Annotated in this window: 18 protein-coding genes; 11 read left to right on the top strand and 7 right to left on the bottom strand. The window is 56.2% G+C overall.

The features are described 5' to 3' along the window. On the top strand, positions 1 to 2,319 hold the full coding sequence (locus RB602_RS05110; RefSeq protein ID WP_317083555.1) for a CHASE2 domain-containing protein: 2,319 nt from the start codon (positions 1 to 3) through the stop codon (positions 2,317 to 2,319). Positions 2,320 to 2,322: 3 nt separating this feature from the next. On the opposite strand, the gene RB602_RS05105 is transcribed toward RB602_RS05110, so the two are convergent. The 6 genes from RB602_RS05105 to RB602_RS05080 all read right to left on the bottom strand — a co-directional run bounded on the left by RB602_RS05105 (position 2,323) and on the right by RB602_RS05080 (position 9,891). After that, a complete protein-coding gene (locus RB602_RS05105; protein WP_317083553.1) occupies positions 2,323 to 2,856 on the bottom strand; it encodes a hypothetical protein in 534 nt (177 codons plus the stop codon). 8 nt (positions 2,857 to 2,864) lie between these two features. Further along, positions 2,865 to 4,112 (bottom strand): M20/M25/M40 family metallo-hydrolase, encoded by a 1,248-nt coding sequence (locus tag RB602_RS05100; RefSeq protein WP_317083551.1) that lies wholly within the window; start codon positions 4,110 to 4,112, stop codon positions 2,865 to 2,867. A gap of 274 nt (positions 4,113 to 4,386) precedes the next feature. After that, the gene (locus RB602_RS05095) at positions 4,387 to 5,757 is read right to left on the bottom strand and encodes a class II 3-deoxy-7-phosphoheptulonate synthase (protein WP_317083550.1); all 1,371 of its coding nucleotides are present in this window, start codon (positions 5,755 to 5,757) and stop codon (positions 4,387 to 4,389) included. A gap of 119 nt (positions 5,758 to 5,876) precedes the next feature. Continuing rightward, positions 5,877 to 8,762, bottom strand: a complete 2,886-nt coding sequence (locus RB602_RS05090) for a M16 family metallopeptidase (RefSeq protein ID WP_317083548.1) — start codon at positions 8,760 to 8,762, stop codon at positions 5,877 to 5,879. A gap of 32 nt (positions 8,763 to 8,794) precedes the next feature. Further along, a complete protein-coding gene (locus RB602_RS05085) occupies positions 8,795 to 9,115 on the bottom strand; it encodes a hypothetical protein (RefSeq protein WP_317083546.1) in 321 nt (106 codons plus the stop codon). Between the two features lie 62 nt (positions 9,116 to 9,177). Next, a complete protein-coding gene (locus RB602_RS05080; RefSeq protein ID WP_317083544.1) occupies positions 9,178 to 9,891 on the bottom strand; it encodes a hypothetical protein in 714 nt (237 codons plus the stop codon). 175 nt (positions 9,892 to 10,066) lie between these two features. Between RB602_RS05080 and RB602_RS05075 the strand changes: the two genes are divergently transcribed. The 8 genes from RB602_RS05075 to miaB all read left to right on the top strand — a co-directional run bounded on the left by RB602_RS05075 (position 10,067) and on the right by miaB (position 15,924). After that, positions 10,067 to 10,642, top strand: a complete 576-nt coding sequence (locus RB602_RS05075; protein ID WP_317083542.1) for a NifU family protein — start codon at positions 10,067 to 10,069, stop codon at positions 10,640 to 10,642. A gap of 110 nt (positions 10,643 to 10,752) precedes the next feature. After that, positions 10,753 to 11,346, top strand: a complete 594-nt coding sequence (locus tag RB602_RS05070) for a malonic semialdehyde reductase (protein ID WP_317083541.1) — start codon at positions 10,753 to 10,755, stop codon at positions 11,344 to 11,346. A 43-nt stretch (positions 11,347 to 11,389) separates the two neighbouring features. Continuing rightward, complete coding sequence (gene tsaB, locus RB602_RS05065) at positions 11,390 to 12,052, top strand: tRNA (adenosine(37)-N6)-threonylcarbamoyltransferase complex dimerization subunit type 1 TsaB (protein ID WP_317083540.1); 663 nt, start codon at positions 11,390 to 11,392, stop codon at positions 12,050 to 12,052. Beyond that, positions 12,045 to 12,569 (top strand): GNAT family N-acetyltransferase, encoded by a 525-nt coding sequence (locus tag RB602_RS05060; RefSeq protein ID WP_317083539.1) that lies wholly within the window; start codon positions 12,045 to 12,047, stop codon positions 12,567 to 12,569. Before tsaB ends, RB602_RS05060 begins: the two co-directional genes overlap by 8 nt. A 124-nt stretch (positions 12,570 to 12,693) precedes the next feature. Further along, a complete protein-coding gene (locus RB602_RS05055; protein ID WP_317083537.1) occupies positions 12,694 to 13,122 on the top strand; it encodes a Ros/MucR family transcriptional regulator in 429 nt (142 codons plus the stop codon). 152 nt (positions 13,123 to 13,274) lie between these two features. Continuing rightward, positions 13,275 to 13,697 (top strand): Fur family transcriptional regulator, encoded by a 423-nt coding sequence (locus RB602_RS05050; RefSeq protein ID WP_317083536.1) that lies wholly within the window; start codon positions 13,275 to 13,277, stop codon positions 13,695 to 13,697. A gap of 220 nt (positions 13,698 to 13,917) precedes the next feature. Further along, entirely contained in the window at positions 13,918 to 14,550 is a 633-nt protein-coding gene (locus RB602_RS05045; RefSeq protein ID WP_317083534.1) for a lysophospholipid acyltransferase family protein, read from the top strand. A 102-nt stretch (positions 14,551 to 14,652) separates the two neighbouring features. Further along, positions 14,653 to 15,924 (top strand): tRNA (N6-isopentenyl adenosine(37)-C2)-methylthiotransferase MiaB, encoded by a 1,272-nt coding sequence (gene miaB / locus RB602_RS05040; protein WP_317084421.1) that lies wholly within the window; start codon positions 14,653 to 14,655, stop codon positions 15,922 to 15,924. Between the two features lie 33 nt (positions 15,925 to 15,957). Here miaB and RB602_RS05035 read toward each other — a convergent pair whose 3' ends face one another. Then, positions 15,958 to 16,908, bottom strand: coding sequence for a hypothetical protein (locus tag RB602_RS05035; protein WP_317083532.1), 951 nt, complete (start codon positions 16,906 to 16,908; stop codon positions 15,958 to 15,960). A gap of 177 nt (positions 16,909 to 17,085) precedes the next feature. Between RB602_RS05035 and RB602_RS05030 the strand changes: the two genes are divergently transcribed. Together RB602_RS05030 and ybeY are read left to right on the top strand one after the other, a co-directional pair. Next, complete coding sequence (locus RB602_RS05030) at positions 17,086 to 18,126, top strand: PhoH family protein (RefSeq protein ID WP_317083531.1); 1,041 nt, start codon at positions 17,086 to 17,088, stop codon at positions 18,124 to 18,126. A 27-nt stretch (positions 18,127 to 18,153) separates the two neighbouring features. Further along, positions 18,154 to 18,669 carry an rRNA maturation RNase YbeY gene (ybeY, locus tag RB602_RS05025; protein WP_317083529.1) on the top strand — a complete coding sequence of 172 codons (516 nt, stop codon included), beginning with the start codon at positions 18,154 to 18,156 and terminating at the stop codon, positions 18,667 to 18,669. The last annotated feature ends 15 nt before the right edge of the window (positions 18,670 to 18,684 follow it).

Genomic DNA, 18,684 nt, shown 5'->3' with positions numbered 1-18,684 from the left:
ATGACATTGCGGGCCCGCCTTGCCGCCGAATGGCTGATCATCGCGCTTTTCTCCAGCGTGCTTGTCATTATTTTGCTGCTCGGCGGATTTACCCAGAGACTGGACAATCTGGTCTATGATGTCGGCCTGTCGTTCCAGAGTATCGCGCCATCTGACGAGATTATCGTCATCGCGATTGACGAACCTAGCCTAGATGCCCAGGGAAGCTGGCCCTGGTCGCGCGAAGCCTATGTACCGCTTCTCGATAATCTGGGCAAAGCCGGTGCCGGTGCGGTTGCTTTCGATATCTTATTCACTGAACCGCAGAATGAATCGCTACGCGGTGATCCTGCGGGGACGGGCGTCGTCAATGCCGATGCCGCGCTGGCGGAGGCCATGGCACGCAATGGCAATGTTGTCGCCGCAATGCAGTTTTTGCGCCCCGGCAGCAATGGCCAGGAACAGGACCGCTTGTCGCCAGTCAGCCCCATTGCCCAGGCCGCCGCCGCTACCGGGCATGTTGAGCTGATTACCGATAATGATACGGTGGTACGACGCGTTGCCTTGTGCCTGGACAAGACAGCGGACCGCGAGACGCCGCATCTAATGGTCGCCGCGCTTAATCATTCTCGCAGGAGCAAGGGCGAGACAGCGTCCAATCCGCATTGCGATATGCCCTATGCCATGCCATTTCTGCCTGCCGCCGCCTTTCGCACCACCTCTTTCAGCAGCGCCGCCAATGGCGAGATTCCCGCGAGCTTTTTCCGCGACAAGATTGTCCTGGTCGGGGCAACGGCTGCGGGACTGGGTGACCAGCACCGCGTGCCCGCGGTGCAAGGCGAAGCATCGCCGGGCATTATCGTCATGGCCAATGCGCTCAATGCCCTGATTCAGGATCGTTTCATCACCCCTGCGCCGACCTGGGCGCAGCTCGTAATGGCCTTGCTGCCCTTATGGCTGTTACTCGCATTGCTATGGCGCGCGCGGCCAAGGACCGTTTTTGTTGCGGCGCTGATATTGCTGGCGTTGACCCTGTTTCTGTCTCTTGCGCTATTGCAGCTACAGCTATGGTTCGCACCGGTGGCCACTATCATCGCGCTTATTCTGGTCTATCCCTTATGGGGTTGGCGTCGGTTACAGGCGGCGAGCGACTATATGGGCCGGGAGCTCGATCGTATGGACGATGGTGCAGCAGAGGTGCCGATTATCGACCGCCAGTTCCGCCCTGCAGATATTGTCACCGAACAGGCGGAGAAACTCGCCTCGGCCATTGCCCGGCTGCGCGATATGCGGCGCTTCGTTAGCAACACCGTGGCCAGCTTGCCCGACCCCATGGTGGTGGTGGATGAGGATCGGCATATCGTGATGGCCAATCAGGATGCCGAGGATATGCTGGGCAGCGACCTTAATGATGCCGATCTGCGCGAGCGGTTGCGGATACTGACACGCGCCGACAGTCAGGAGCCGTTGATTGAGTATCTCAACTCTGATGCCAAGTCAGAAGATGAAGAGAGTATCTTCGAGTTTCGCACCCGGCAGGACCAGCATTTTGCCATGCGGCGCAGCGCAGTGCTTTCATCCACCAGCGAAAGGCTGGGGACGATCTTCTACTTTGCGGACATTACCGATATCCGGCGCGCCGACAGGGAACGTGAGGAAGTGCTGCAACTCCTCTCACACGATATGCGTGGCCCACAGGCGGCAATTTTGGCGTTGCTTGACCAGAATCGCGCCAACACCCCGGAAGCTCTGCGCAATCGCATTGTCCGACAGGCGCGGCGCACGCTCTCGCTGGCGGATAACTTTGTAGACATCGCCCGGATGACGGCGCAACCATTCACCCCGGAAGACGTGCTGTTCGGTGATCTGGTCGCTGAAGCCAGCGAGGATCTCTGGCCTATGGCGTCAGCGCGCAATATCCGTTTCGAGGTCGATGATCGCAGCGATGCGGCGTTTGTCGCCGGTGAGCGCGCCAGCCTCTCAAGGACATTCGTCAACCTGTTCGACAATGCCGTCAAATACAGCCCTGATGGCGGCACAATCCGCGTCAGGCTGGACCGCATTGTGATCGACAAGGTCGCTTATGTTCGATGTGTGATTGAGGATGAGGGCAAAGGCATAGACAAGCCCATCATGGAACGGCTGTTTACCGCTTTCGCCAGCACTCAGGAAAAGAACAAGGCAAGCAAAGTGAGCGGCGTTGGCCTGGGGCTGCATTATGTGCAAACCGTTATTCTGCGCCATGGCGGCGAGATATCAGCTGATAATGCTGAGAGCGGCGGCGCGTGCTTTACACTGCTGCTGCCTATGCTCGACGAAGAACTGTTGGAGGAAGAGTGAGACTCATTCCCGGCCTCTCCGCTTCACAACCCGTTCACTGCCGGGGCGGCCAAAGTCTTCCAGCGCAGCATTAACCAGCAGCGACAAATTGTCCGCCAGCGCTGCCTTGCAATGAAATTCCGCAGCGCTGCCTCGATAGACATTCTTGCCATGTACCCGATCGAGCATAGTCACCGTCACCCGATGCTCAACATCATCGCATGACTGCAACAGGCGCTTATTCTTCGGTCTGGCGATTATCTCGCTTTGCGCGTCTCGTTCCAGCGCAAGACCGATGTTCGCCGGACGTTCGGACAAAGTCACAATCAAATGATAATCGGCATTATTGGACCGCTGCCATCCACGCGCTGCGAGATTGGTAATGGCGACCTGGTGCGCCTGATCGAGCAATGGTAACTGCACGTCTGGCGATACGGCCAGTGCAAACCGCCCCTGGTCGGGCAATTGTTGTGCGCTTTGTCCGGTTATCCGGGTCGCTATCGGTCCAGAGCAAGCGGACACGGCAAGCACCAGAGCTACAGTAAGAAATGATTGCATCGGCACAGTCACAAGGCAACCCCCGCTGCGGCAATGACAATCTGCAAGCCTGCATCAAGACCAGTCATAAAGCTGGATCGCTCGACATTCAAATACTCATCAAGCGCATGCGCCCGGCCACCGCCGCCGCCGGTTCCGATAGTGATCGCGGGTATGCCCATGCTCATGGCAATATTGGAGTCGGTGGAGGACGCAGCCAGCATCACCGTATAACCGGCCTCGGTAAGGATAGTTCCGGCGCTTTGCACCAGAGGATGCTCGACAGGCGTCGTTCCTGCCGGACGATCGCCGATACGGTTTTTCTCGGCGCTGATTTGTCCGGCACTGGTTGATCGTGCTTCATTTTCATTGGCGACAGCATTGTCAACGATAGTCAGAAAACGGCTCTCCAGGCTGTCCAGCGCTTCAGAATCTTCAGAGCGCATATCGACCTGTAATGCGATCCGATCAGGAATGGTGTTCACCGAACGCCCGCCCGAAACCACGCTGGCGGAATAGGTGGCGCGCGGATCGGCAGGCAGATCAATGGCATAGAGTTGGCGCACGGCTTCTGCCATTGCCGCCATGGGATTGACGATCCCAAAGGCACCATAGCTGTGGCCGCCCGGCCCGTTGAATACGATCTCATATCGCTTGGAGCCAACAGCAGCATGGACCAGTCGCTCCGGGTGCGATCCATCGACAGATATGAACCCGGCGATCCGGCCGGCATATGCTCCCTTGGTCATCAAATAGCGAACACCGCGCAAATCGCCCAAGCCTTCTTCGCCCACCGTGCCGACGAACAAAATAGGCCTGTCTATCTGCACATTGCCTGCCACCATTGCGCGATGCCAAGCCAGCAACGCCGCCAGTCCCAGGCTGTCATCGCCTATACCCGGCGCCAAAAGCCTGTCGCCATCGCGCTTGACGGTCACATCAGTCTCTTCGGGAAACACGGTATCAAGATGCGCCGATACCACCAGGAAGGGACCATCCATTTCACCATCGCGATCAGGATAGACGCCGATGACATTACCGACTGGGTCAGTCGTTACTTGCTTTAGACCCTGGCTTCGAAAGGCGTCTGCAAAATGTGCTGCCCTGCGTTCCTCTCCAAAAGGTGGCGCTGGAATCTCGGTAATGGTGATGATGTCCGCAACTATGGCATCATAGTCCTGCGCCAATGCAGAACGTGCGCGCGCATTGTCTTGCGCTATGGCTGGCGGGACATAAAGCGCCAAAGCGGAGATAATCAGAACAAGAACGCGTAGCATAAAGGGAATCATGTAACCAAAATGAGAAAAGTGTAAAACCGGCTATATAAAAAGATGCGGAATGGAAGGATTGATATATCCAAATCCGATAAATCGATAGAATTAATTTATGGCATGAGCCGTTCATGCACATGGTGCGGCTTTATGGCAGATGAACAACGCGCGTAATGTCCTGAAAAATCCGGTTTTTCAGAGAACGGATGAAACGAATAGGTATTCAGCGAGGCAAATACTGCGCGCTGTCAGTTGCAATCCCGCATGCGGTACTCAGAGGCTACGCCGCCTCGCGGGTGCGCACATGCATCTCATCATTGAGCATTTCTGCCAGGGTAAAGGCCAGTTCGAGCGACTGCGCGGCATTGAGACGCGGATCGCAATGGGTATGGTAGCGATCACCCAACGCCTCATCGGTTATCGCGACAGCGCCACCGGTGCATTCGGTCACATTCTGACCGGTCATCTCGATATGGATGCCGCCAGCATTGGTGCCCTCCGCACGATGCACCGCGAAGAAGCCGCGCACCTCGGCCATGATCCGCTCGAACGGACGGGTCTTGTAGCCGCTGTCTGACTTGATGACATTGCCGTGCATCGGATCGCACGACCAGATCACCGGATGCCCTTCCGCCTTCACCGCACGCACCAGCGGCGGCAGGCCCTTCTCGACCTTGTCATGGCCAAAGCGCGAGATCAGGGTGATGCGCCCGGGGATGCGTTGCGGATTGAGCGTATCAAGCATCTTCAGCAGCGCATCAGGCTCCAGCGAGGGGCCGCATTTCATGCCGATGGGATTGCCGATACCGCGCATAAACTCGACATGCGCAGAGCCTTCAAAGCGGGTGCGGTCGCCAATCCACAGGAAGTGCGCCGAGGTGTCATACCATTGCCCGGTCAGCGAGTCCTGCCGCGTCATCGCCTGCTCATAGGGCAGCAGAAGCGCCTCATGGCTGGTGTAGAATTGCGTGGCCTTAAGCTGAGGCACGGTGTCAGGATTGATCCCGCAGGCTTCCATAAACTCCAGCGCCTCGCCAATGCGATCGGCCATGGCGCCATATTTTTCCGCCCAAGGGCTGCGGGCCATAAAGTCATGCGTCCAGCCATGCACCTGGCGCAGATTGGCGTAGCCGCCACTGGCAAAAGCGCGCAGCAGGTTGAGCGTCGCCGCCGCCTGGCTATAGGCGCGCAGCATCCGGTCCGGGTCCGGCTCACGCTTGGCCGCGTCGAAATCAATGCCGTTGATGATGTCGCCGCGATAGCTCGGCAGCTCCTGCTCACCCTTGCGTTCAACCGGTGAGGACCGCGGCTTGGCAAATTGCCCCGCCATCCGGCCCAGCTTGACCACTGGCAGCTTGGAAGCAAAGGTCAGCACCACCGCCATTTGCAGGATAACACGAAAGGTATCGCGGATATTGTTCGGGTGGAATTCGGCAAAACTCTCGGCACAATCGCCGCCTTGCAGCAGAAACGCTTTGCCTTCGGCCACTTTGGCAAGATCGTCCTGCAGATTGCGCGCTTCACCGGCAAATACCAGCGGCGGATAGCTATGTAGCGTCGACTCCGCAGCAGCAAGAGCATCGACGTCGCGATATTCCGGAATATGCCGCGCTTCAAATTTGCGCCAACTATCGCTTTGCCACTGTGTCACGTCACTACCTCAAATTGATGTTTTCTGCGGCTTTGGCCGCCCCGCCAATATGCGGTGGATTCGCCTCTAATGCAATCTGCAGAGGAAAACCAAGCGATTTCGTAGTAAAATCCGAGCTTCTAGTCTCCGATATTACCATTAGCACCGGGCAGCACATGCCAGCGCAGTGCAGGCGCGTCAGCAAGGTATTTCTGCGCCAGCAATTGCATTTCCAAGGGCGAGGTGTCGGTATAATCGCTCAACAAGGTACGCACAGCCCTGATCCGACGCCGGTCGCGGGTGGCACCTTCCAATTGCCACATCCAGAATTGATTGCCTGTCGCTGCACGTCTGATCCGTTGGCTCAGCGGTTCGACAGCGCGGCTTAGTTCGTCAAGATCGACCGGGTTTTGCGCCAGATCACTTGCTATAGACTTTGCAATCTCTTCAAACAAAGCGATACCCGATGGCGCAAGCTGAGTGATTGCCGCAACGTAACCGCCATTGTCATGGCCATAAGGCCAGTTGCTAAACACCTGCGGCGCATAGCTGGTGCCGGATTTTTCGCGCAATTGTTCAAACAGACGATTGTTGAACATGGCGGCCAAAATCTCCAACTGGCGCGATTCCCTCACATCGTCCAACCCGCCAGATGTCGGCCATGCAATTACGGCTGCAGCCTGATCGGCATCCCCGCTATGGCGGGTCACAACCGGCTTGCCCCTATCAACCCCCATGGCTGGAATGCCGTTATCCGGGCCTGGAGTGGCTGATTTGCGGGGTTCCAACGCACCAAGGGTTTGCGCAAGATAGCCAATCGCGGTCTCTCGGTCGAAATCACCGAACAGCATGACCTCAATCGGCCCCTGTTTGAGAATCGGTTCCCAGGTTTTGCGGAAGCTTTCCGGGTTGAGAACATCAATCTCGTCAGGGTCCGGCGTCTTGTATCGTGGGTCGCGCCCGTGCAGCAGCCAACTCAGATCGCGGTCTATCATCGAGGCCGGTGATCCCAGATAGCTCTGATAGCTCAATTTGCTACCTGCCTTGGCGCGAACAATCGGAGCCTCGTCCCAGCCCGGCTCGGCAAGTTTGGCGGCAAATAGCTTCAACTGATCGAGCAAATCCTCAGCACGCGTATCGGCATCGAATTCAAACGCATCATCATCGACACCAAAGTCAAAACCGATGCGGCGCCCTGTGGTGATCTGGTCCAGTTCCTCCTGTCCCAAATCGCCAATGCCGCTGCTGACCAGCGCCGCCTCACCCGACCATAACAGGCTGGGCTCGTCATTGCGAAACGCCTGATAGCCATTGCCGAAACGTACCCGGACAGAAACTTTGTTAGCCTCTGCATCATTAGGATAGATCAGCGCGCGCACGCCATTGGAGAAGGTCACCATCTCCATGCCGAGCAACCGCAAATCCTCGCGTGTTGCCACCATACCCGGCGCGCCAAGGTCGGGCAGATCGTCAAAGCTGACATTGGCGCGGCGCTCGGCAAGAGCACTGCCATCAATCGGTCGCACCAGGGCGCTGGCCAGTTCCTGCTCGACACCGGGTATCTCGCGCGGCGCGATCATGAATGCACGGGTCACGGTGCCAGAGAACAGGCTATTCACCGACTGGCGGATGCGTTGAGGGGTCAGTGTATCGCGGATCCCGGCAAAGACATCGAGCGCGACCTGCGGCGTAGCTGTGGCCTCACGAATATCGACCGCGCTAATGATATTATCCGCCTGTTTAGTCGCCGCCTCGGTCTCATAGGTTTCCACCCCGATCTGCAGCGCCGCGTCAAATTCCGCTATCTCTCTGGCAATGTCCCGTTCTGCAAAATCGATGGTCTTGGCGCGCTCAATCACCGCGCGGACATCGGCCAGCGCCGCCTCCCAATCCTCGCCAATCGGCACGATGGACACAAAGGTGCCATCAACGGACCGGCCAATATCATCCTGACTGACCGAAGCCTGCAGGAATGACCCGCCTGCCCTTGCCCGCCGTTCAAGCTCGCGGTTGATAATCTGCAACGCCAGCAAATCGGTCAGCAGGCCCTCATTATACTCAATCGTATCATTGACATAATTCCACGGCCGAATGATCGCCTGATTGATAACGAAAGGCAGAGTTGGTTCAGCGACAATCGCGGTGGTCGGTGCATTAGGATCCGGCTCACCAAAATCGGGATGCTCCGGTGTTTCACCGGGCACATCCCAATCGGCAAAATACTTGGTCAGCAATTCCTCAAACAGGCCCGGATCAGCGTCGCCAGCAATGACGATCACTGTATTTTCGGGGCGATACCATTTCTGATGAAATGCTTTGACCGTTTTGCTGTTCGCCGCATTGAGCGTCTCCACCTTGCCGATGGGCGAACGCTCGGCATAGCGTTGCCCGGAAAAGAACAAAGTCCGCGAAGTGTCGGCGATACGCTGCTGAATACCGGCATTGTCGCGCATCTCCGCCAGCACAATAGGAAGTTCCGCATCTAGCCCCTGTTGTGTCAGTGCAGGTTCACGGATCATACCGGAAAGGATTTTCATGCTCTCATCAAGACTGTCGATGGTGAAGCTCGGTATATCGAGCTTGTACACCGTGTGCGTTGGTGAGGTCTCGGCATTGCTGTCGCTGCCAAAAGTGACGCCGAAACGCTGCCATATCCGCACCGCCTCGCCATCGGGCACATATTTGGAGCCGCGAAAGGTCAGATGCTCGAGCAGATGGGCATAGCCGCGCTCATGCTCTTCCTCCATCAGCGAGCCAGCATCAATGCGGATGCGGATCGTCGCCTGCCCCGGCGGCACCCCATTGTTGCGCACTGCATAGCGCACACCATTGTCCAGCTCACCCCAAGTCCAGCTGGTATCCACGGGCACAGTGGAGTTCTGGTAAATCCAGGGCAGGCTGTCATTATCAACGCCCTCTGGCGGCGGCAGCGGATTCTCCCGCTGCGCCAATGCGGGATTGGTAAACAGCGCGGCAAACAGCGCGAGGGGAAGCAGAAAAGCGCGAGTGAGGGGATGTAATGTCATAACCATCCTATATGGATGCTATAGCTGACTGGCTAGTGAATAACGGGCATGCTGGGCTGTGATCCGGTTACGCTGGTGTAGAAATCGCGGGCCAGCGCGGCATGGCTGTTGGAGCCGATGCCGGTAAACAGCGACCAGCCGCCCCAGATATCATCCCAGCCACTCTGCAACTCAGCCGGACTGATGGACGAAGGGAAGTTGGTGCCGCGATAGGAGATAACCGTCTCGCCATTCCATTCATAGGCTATCGCGTAGAAACCGGTGTCGATGACCCTCTGCTGATCCAATCGTAGCAATGCGTCTGTATTGATGGTTGCATTGCCGATGGCGCCACTAACATCCAATCCTGCCAAACCTTGCCCGTAACCACGGTTGTACGAATCCAATGCTAAAAGCGACAAGAAAACATCACGTTTCATTTGGCAAACTCCGTGCTAAAGTTTCCGCTAGAAAGATGGGCGCGAATATCAGAAGTTGTGAGATCCTCAGATAACGTTGAAGTTCCATCAAAGTGGGCTTTTCTAAATTCATCCATCCACCCCAATCGCTCTTCAATGCCGGTAGTCACCGGGTCTTTGGTAATCGCCACAGTGATCTGCTTAAGCGCCACACCCTCACCAAAGCTGGCAGGGAGATCATCCGGATCGACCAGCATCACACTGGTTGGATCAGACAGATCGCCAAAGGTTACCAGCATTGGGCGCGCATCATCGGTCAGTTCGCCAGACGACCCGGGACGGTGCTTGAGATATTGTGTGCGATGAATGCCTGAATATTCGCCTCGGAACTGCGGCGCATAAACGGCATTATGGGCATACCATTTACCCGCATCCACACTCTGCTGATTGCGCAGCAGAGCAAACAGCACCTGGCCTCCCGGCAGGTCCACCGCCGCCGCCTCACCGCGCATTGTGGCACGCACACCCCTGGCCTGTGGTGACACAAACCAGGCATCATCCCCGGTCTGACTTACATTTACCGCAACCACACTGGACCCGCGCTTCACGCCGTCGGGCGTATCAACCTCAACCGTCAAACGGTAACGCAGGCTCTCGCTGCGCTGCTCACAACCAGAAAGCAGCACGAGAGCGAGGAAGAGCCAGGGTAAACCGATCAGTCGCCTTGTCACGTCAATGCTCCTGTCAAATGATTAGCAAAACTGGAGTCCAGGGATGCCCGCACTTTGCCCTACCACCACCATTGCTTCATTTTCAGAATAGTCCAATCATCTTAACAGCGGGATAAAGCAAATATTTGACACTCCAGCCTTGCAAATCGGACCAAATTACTCCAAATTACGAATCATGCTGATAGAAACCGAACAGACGCCCAATCCGGCCACCCTGAAATTCATGCCTGGCCGCACCGTAATGCCCAGCGGCACCAAGGATTTTGCGACGCCGGAAGAAGCGGGTGCATCACCTCTGGCGCAGGCATTGTTTGACCTGGGTGATGTTACCGGCGTCTTCTACGGCTATAATTTCATATCGGTCACCGCCGCTCCCGGCGTTGACTGGGCACATCTTAAGCCCGATGTGCTGTCCGTTCTCCTCGACCATTATTCCGCCGATATGCCGCTCTTCTCCGGCGGCGATGCCTCTGGCATCTCGGTTCCCCCGGAAGTTGAGGAGTTCCCCGAAGACCCCGAAGACAAAGATATTGTCGTCCAGATCAAGGAATTGATCGACACCCGCGTCCGCCCGGCGGTGGCCGAGGATGGCGGCGACATTATCTATCGGGGCTTCAACAAGGGTACGGTTTTCCTGCAGCTGCAGGGTGCGTGTTCCGGCTGCCCCTCCTCCACAGCAACGCTGAAACAAGGCATTGAATCGCTGCTCAAGCACTATGTCCCCGAAGTGCTCGAAGTACGCGCCGCCTGATCAGATTGTCGGCAGAGCCGGGCACGCACAACCTTCCCTTGGCGCGCTTTATCCCATAAAGCGTTTCTGAACTTCACATATTCTATCCTCAGACATGGAAGGCACCTGCAATGGGCAATCCTCTTTCCGATGACGCGCTTGATCAGCTTTTCCGCACCGCCCGCACCTATAATGGCTATCATGACAAGCCGGTGAGCAATGAACAGCTTGCGGCGATCTGGGATTTGATGAAAATGGGTCCGACTTCGGCCAATATGCTGCCCGCCCGCCTGGTCTGGTGCACCAGTGATGAGGCCAAGGAGCGGCTGGCAAAACATGCGCTGGACAGCAATGCCGACAAAATCCGCAAGGCCCCGGTGAGCGTAGTGGTCGGCATGGATACCGATTTCCACGAGCATCTGCCCGAATTCTTCCCGCATACGGACGCCAAGAGCTGGTTTGCAGGCGATCCGGAAGGCCGCAAGGTTCACGCGCTGCGCAACAGCTCGCTGCAGGGCGGCTATTTCATCCTCGCCGCGCGGGCTTTGGGTCTCGATACCGGCCCGATGTCGGGCTTCAACAATGATGATGTCGACGCGGAGTTTTTCAGCGATACGCCCACAGTGAAATCAAACTTCATCTCGACATTGGGCTATGGCGACCCGGAAACCATCTATGCCCGCGGCCCGCGCCCCGATTTTGACCGTTTCAACAGCATCCTGTAAAACAACGCCAAGCAAAGCAACTTTCGGGTAAAGGGCAGAAGGCGTGGCAAGATTGCTGGTCATTGATACGGCGACCCCTGCCTGTTCAGTGGCGCTGTTCGACAATGAAGCTCTAATCGCCAGCGACTATGTCGATCTGGGCCGCGGCCATGCCGAAAGGCTGGTGCCGATGATTGCCACGCTGCCGGATAAGGGCCGTGCAGATGCCATTGCGGTGAATTGCGGTCCGGGCAGTTTCACCGGCATCCGCGTCGGCCTGTCCGCCGCCATGGCATTGGGGATCGCCTGGGATGTCCCCGTCAGCGGCTATTCCTCGCTTGCACTGGTCGCCCATATGGCAGCGCGGGCCATCGACAGCCGCACCATCAGCATTGCGATGCAAGCTGGCCATGGGGAGCTGTTTGTGCAGGATTTCCAGATTGTCGACCAATGCGCCAGCGCCGCGCCTGACACCGATATCGTTTCGGTGACACCACAAGTTGCTGCCGGGATGATCGGCGGCAATCCCGTCTTTGGCAGTGGCCTTTCCCTTCTGCCTGAGGCGATGCGCCCAAACGAAACGCATTCGCTGCTGCCTGATGCCCGCGCTTTTCCGGCAAGCCAGCCCGATTTCGCAGCGCTTGCTCCCAAGCCGATTTATGTCCGTGCACCCGACGCCAAGCCTTTCAAGGCCAAAACAGGCCTGACCGGGGCTGCAAATGGTTGAGAGCAATGCCCAAGCTAAAGTCACGGTCAAGGTGATAGAATGTGCAGACCGTATCGCGGCGCTCGACGAAGTCATGGATATCATGATCGCTGCCTTTGACCCCGCATATGGCGAGGCCTGGAATCGCGCACAGACCCAATCGATGCTGATGCTGCCCAAGACGATTTTATGGCTGGTGCAATGTGACAAGCCCGCCTCCTGCAACGAGGGCTTGGATCCAAATAGTATCGGCTTTGCGATTACTTCGGGACATGGCGATGAGCTGGAGCTTATGCTGGTCGCCATTATGCCCGAATGGCGATCACGCGGAATTGGACAGACGCTATTGCACGCGATCTTCCAAGACGCGCGAAAAGCGGGCGTGGTGAAGTTGTTTGTCGAAATGCGGCACAACAACATCGCATCTTCATTTTATGACAGCTTAGGCTTTACCCGCATTGGCCGCCGGAAAAACTACTATACTGGTACTCACGGTCAAAAACTTGACGCAATTACGATGGTCAAGGCTATTTCATAGTTGATTTCTATCACAATCATCTTGCGCTGAATAAACACACGCTGTAACCAACTCGCGCACAGCGCATAATTATACGCGTGCACAAGGGTCGTCAAAATTTTCCGGAAAACGGGGAGAAATACTAATGAGCGAGGATAATCAAATCCTGCAAGAGACACTAATAACGCTTACCTCTGACATTGTAGCAGCGCATGTCAGCAATAACAGCGTGGCAGTTTCTGATCTGCCTGTACTGATCAGTAATGTCCATGAAGCACTGTCCGGCCTTAGCGGTGCAGAGAAAGAGGCAGAAGAGGTACGTCCGGAACCGGCTGTATCTGTGCGTGCTTCTATCAAACCCGATTATATTGTTTGCCTGGAAGACGGCAAGAAGCTGAAAATGCTGAAACGTCACCTGATGACGCACTATAATATGACTCCGGAAGATTATCGCGCCCGTTGGAACCTTCCCGCAGATTATCCCATGGTTGCTCCCAACTATGCCGAGAAGCGTCGCGAACTGGCGAAGCAGATCGGTCTTGGCCGCAAGCCCGGCAGCCGCAACAAGGCATAAGGCTAACCCTTATCTAAGGGCTAAGTCGAGGATCCGGTTCCTGCCAGATTTGGCAAGAGCCGGATTTTTGTTTAGGCATAGAGACAGCACTAAATCTCTTCAGCGAATAATGGGAATTGAGCCCCGCTAACGATATCGGCTAATGTGACTTTATGAGGCAAAGAATCGATCTTGAGGCGCTATGCGCCGAACGCGGACTGCGGATCACTGATCAACGCAAAGTGATTGCCCGGGTGCTTTCCGACAGCGATGATCACCCGGATGTGGAAAAGGTGCATGAGCGCGCTGTCGCTATTGATTCCCGCATCTCAATCGCGACTGTCTACCGCACCGTGCGCCTTTTTGAAGAAGCAGGCATATTGGATCGGCATGATTTTGGTGACGGACGCGCGCGCTATGAAGCCTCTCCAGAAGCGCATCATGACCATCTGATTGATGTTGAAACCGGTAAGGTTGTCGAATTTGTCGATCCCGAGCTTGAAGCGCTGCAAAAGGTGATTGCCGAAAAGCTCGGCTATCGGCTGGTTGACCACCGCATGGAATTGTACGGCGTTGCCCTTAACCGAGAAAAGTGATCCGCCTGTCCCAAATGAGGCAGCACAGAACACACCATCCCAATCGGCTGCCCGTGAATGGGACAGCGAGCCAATGGCCTATCAGGAGTGGAAGGGTGCTTCCCCTCTAGGCTATATCCGCTTTGCCTTGCGCGTCCTCACTATGGTTGTAGCGCTTATTCTTTGCGTGCCGCTTTATTATATTTGGCGAATATTGCGCCTTTCCAATCCTTGGCCCCTATTGTTCCTAAGAAGCGTTGCCTTCGCCTGTGGCGCGCGGGTGCGCGTCGTCGGCACACCGATCAAGCGCGATGTGTTCTTTGTCGCCAATCACCTTTCCTGGGTCGATATCCCGATATTGGGCGGCTATAATGGCAGCGCGTTCGTAGCGCAGGATGGCATTGCCTCCTGGCCGTTTATCGGCTGGCTGTGCACGCTGAATAACACCATTTTTGTATCGCGCGCAGACCGTATGGGCGTGGCCAAGCAGATCAATCAGCTACGCGATGCGCTAGAAGAGACATGGGCGGTCACGGTGTTCCCCGAAGGCACTACTACCGATGGCTCGCTTCTGCTGCCGTTCAAGGCACCTTTGCTGGCGGTACTTGATCCGCCGCCGCCGGGCATTCTGGTACAGCCGGTATTTATCGATTTTGGTGAGGCCGCGCGCGATATTGCCTGGATCGGTGAAGAAAGCGCGCCAAACAATGCATGGCGTCTATTCACACGCCCCGGAAACTACAGAGTTGAACTGCACTTCCTCGAACCTTTTGACCCACAGGACTATAAGGGCCGCAAAATGATCGCGGCGGAAGCACGCAACCGCATACAGGAAGCGCTTTCGGCTTCCCTCAAGGACAAGGGCGCAGTATAGGCCTGCGCCATGTCGGAAACAGCACAGATTCGAGAGCACGACGCGAGCAGCAAAACGGATAGCGACAAAAAGCGCTATTTCGTCAAATCCTTTGGCTGCCAGATGAATGTCTATGATGGCGAGCGTATGGGCGAAATGCTCGACGCCGAAGGCATGGTCGCGACCAGCAACCCCGATGATGCCGATGTCGTCGTGCTTAACACCTGCCATATCCGCGAAAAAGCAGCGGAGAAGGTCTATTCCGATATCGGCCGCTTGCGTCGCTCCGATGGCTCCAGCCCGACCATTGCCGTCGCCGGATGCGTGGCACAGGCTGAAGGCGCGGAAATCACCCGCCGCGCGCCCAGTGTTGACGTGGTCGTCGGCCCGCAAGCCTATCACCGCCTGCCCTCCATGCTCGAGACCGCAGCAAAGGGCGAACGCGCAATCGATACCGATATGCCGCCCAACTCTAAATTCGGCGTCCTGCCATCACGCCCGAAACAGCCACGCCCGACAGCGTTTCTGACGGTCCAGGAAGGCTGCGACAAATTCTGCACCTATTGCGTTGTGCCCTATACGCGCGGCGCGGAAATCTCGCGCAAATGGGGCGCGATTGTTGATGAAGCCAAGGCGCTGGTCGATGGCGGGGTGAAGGAAATCACCTTGCTCGGCCAGAATGTAAACGCCTGGATGGGCGAGGATGACAAAGGCCGCGAACAGGGTCTGGATGGCCTGATCCGCGAACTCGATAAAATCGCCGGTCTGGAGCGCATCCGTTACACCACCAGCCACCCTAATGACATGACGCAAGGTCTGATCGACGCCCATGGCGAGGTCGAAAGCCTGATGCCCTATCTGCATCTGCCGGTGCAATCGGGCAGCAACCCGATATTGCAGGCGATGAATCGCAGCCACAGCGCTGAAAGCTATCTGGCGATATTGGAAAAGGTACGTGATGCGCGCCCCGGAATCGCCATTTCCGGCGACTTTATCGTCGGCTTCCCAGGCGAGAGCGATGAGGATTTCGAAGCAACCATGGCGATCGTAGAAGCCGCCAATTATTCGCAGGCCTTCAGCTTCAAGTACAGCCCGCGCCCCGGCACACCAGCAGCCACCATGGAGCAGCAAATCCCTCGCGAAGTGATGGACGAGCGGCTGCAACGCCTGCAAGCCCTGCTCAACCGGCAACAGTCTGATTTCAACGCCGCAACCCTCGGCAAACGCACCCAAATTCTGCTTGAACGCAAGGGCAAGAAACCGGGCCAGCTTGTCGGCAAATCACCCTGGCTGCAATCGGTGCATATTGATGGTGCAAATCATGAAATTGGCGATATGGTGACGGTCGATATCATCAGCGCCGGCCCGAACAGTCTCTCCGGCGCGCTAGTTTAGGTTTAAACCTTCTGCCCTTTACCAAAAACCGCCTTACTCGGCCGCCTTTTCGGCATCTTCTACGGCATCAGCATATTGATCTGCTACTAGGCTGAGTGTCGCTCCGTAACGCGCCGTCCACATATTCTGGCGATAATAGCCAGATAGGAACGCGCGATCAAATTCTGTTAACCCTTCGGGACCCCCATAGTCAGAAAATAGGGATAAAATCGTATCGGTCGTTGGGACTTCATCATCCGGTGTTCCAGTGACCGGTAGAAGCGCCCGCATGGTCACAAAATCCGCAAGCTGGCCAATTGTGGCCTGGCCTATGTCATCCCAATCCAGCAACACAACAGAAACCGCAACAATCTCGCTTGTCGCCGCATCAATCCTCCCACTCGTGCTTTCCGGGTTATCATATATCTCAGGTAGTTCGACCCCGGGCAGCCCCTTGACGATGTCAGTTCTTTTTAGCTTATTACCAAATCGGTCCCCTGGAACCGTGACACGCCATGCCCTGCTAGCCCCTTCTGCATCTGCCAGGCGCCTTAAGGTAGTTCTTCTTTCAGAGGATTGTTTTCGTCCCAAAAGCCAAGGCTGTTCCTTTACAAGTCTGTCCAGCTCTTCTGAAATATCGTTCGAGAATCCGACCACCATGTTGGGGACGCACTTTTTCTTCGAGACATTGAGGCGTGCATAGGACAGGTTCTGGTACATGCGCTTTCGAAACGCATCGCTTTGCTGCTTATCAAGACCAATTATCGCAAGACAGATTGGATCCGAGAATCGCGGCATTGCTTTGCGGCTACGGGGCTTCAAAGCAACCTTCTCAGCCAATTGACGCGCTGCCTTCTCAATCTCCACTCGCCGACCGGTTACGACGATTTCATCATCTTCGCGAGCCGTCTGTGCTTCCTCGAACTGACTTTCACTAGATTGAAAAGCAAAACTCGCTGCCGGAAAGCAAATCATTGTCAGGATGGATAGATATTTCAGCATCATCTGCCACTTCGGCTTATTACTTAATCTAGTTTGCTGATTAGTAACGTGGGGCGAATATGTGACCAGGGTTTCGACAGACTGACATGATAAAGACACCAAATGGCTTTACGGGCCTGATCGAGTCAGAGATTGCCTATTTCTCTACAAGCGCTAGTGGTAACGAAACGAAGGAACTCTATGGCCAAAAGACAGAATCGCGAACCGCACCCTGCTGACCTCGCTAATGAACCGGTTTCGGGTGAGGCGACCAGTAGAGCCCATATCGAAGCCACCTTTAACGACTCACACCTTTTGGGCCCCCTTTTTGGGCAGTTTGACCAGAACCTTGTCGCGATTGAGAACCGGCTCGGCGTCTATATCTCGGCGCGGGGTAATCATATCAAGATTGAGGGTGACAGCGAGGCGATTGCCCGCGCCCGTGACGTGCTGACCGGCCTCTACAACCGCCTCGAAAAAGGCCAGGAAATTGATGCCGGTGCGGTTGAGGCATTGATCTCCATGTCATCGGAACCGACGCTGGACGGTATTATCCGCAAGGAAGTCTCCGAGGCGCCGACGGTGATGATCCGCACCCGCAAAAAGACCATTGTGCCGCGCTCCGCAACGCAATTGCCCTATATGCAGGCACTGGCGCGCGACGATATCATCTTTGCGCTTGGTCCGGCGGGTACTGGCAAGACCTATCTGGCGGTGGCGCAGGCGGTGGCCCAGCTGATTACCGGCTCGGTTGACCGGCTGATCTTGTCACGTCCAGCGGTTGAGGCAGGAGAAAATCTCGGCTTCCTGCCCGGTGATATGAAGGACAAGGTCGATCCCTATCTTCGCCCGCTTTATGATGCGCTCTATGACACGCTGCCTGCGGAACAGGTGGAGCGGCGCATCGCCAGTGGCGAGATTGAGATTGCTCCGCTCGCCTTTATGCGCGGGCGCACGCTCGCCAATGCCTTTGTTATTCTCGATGAAGCGCAAAACACGACACAGGCGCAGATCAAGATGTTCCTCACCCGCTTTGGCCTTAACAGCCGCATGGTGATTTGTGGCGACCCGAAACAGGTCGACCTGCCGCGCAGCCAGATTTCCGGGCTGCAGGATGCGGTGGACCGCTTGGATGGTGTCGAGGGCATCAGCGCGATCCGCTTCAACTCGGGCGATGTGGTGCGCCACCCGATCGTCAGCCGCATCGTTGATGCCTATGAGGGGCCAGATGCCCATAGATAACCGCCCCGCGCTGATCGGATGGCATCCATGCTAAGCGTAGATGTCGATTATCTGGATGTCTGGACCGATGATTATGACTGGGAAGCGATGGCCGAGGATGCGACCAATGCCGCCATTTCCAACTCGCCTTATGCGTTACTGGGCGAGTCCGGAGCTACCCTATCGATCAGCGTTGTCTTCTCCGATGATGCAGAGGTGCAGAAGCTGAACGCGCAATATCGCGGCAAGGACAAGCCAACCAATGTGCTGTCTTTCCCGATGGTGCAGCCTGACCTTCTGGGATCGCTCTCCAATACCGATGATGGCGAGGTACTGCTGGGCGATATCATCCTGGCACATGAGACCTGCGCCCGCGAGGCACAGGAAAAAGGCATCGATATCGAACAACATGTCATGCATCTGATCGTCCATGGGACGCTGCATTTGCTCAATTATGACCATCAGGATGAGGCACAGGCCGCGAATATGGAGGCTTTGGAAACAAAAGCTCTTGCCGGACTTGGGTATCCTGATCCATATTCCGAACACCAACAGCCACTATAGAGGTTAAGAATCCGC

Origin of the sequence: Parasphingorhabdus sp. SCSIO 66989 (genome assembly GCF_032852305.1) — a bacterium.
GTDB classification, from domain to species: domain Bacteria; phylum Pseudomonadota; class Alphaproteobacteria; order Sphingomonadales; family Sphingomonadaceae; genus Alterisphingorhabdus; species Alterisphingorhabdus coralli.
Note: the sequence above shows the minus strand (reverse complement) of the source record. Positions and strands in the feature narration are given on the sequence as shown.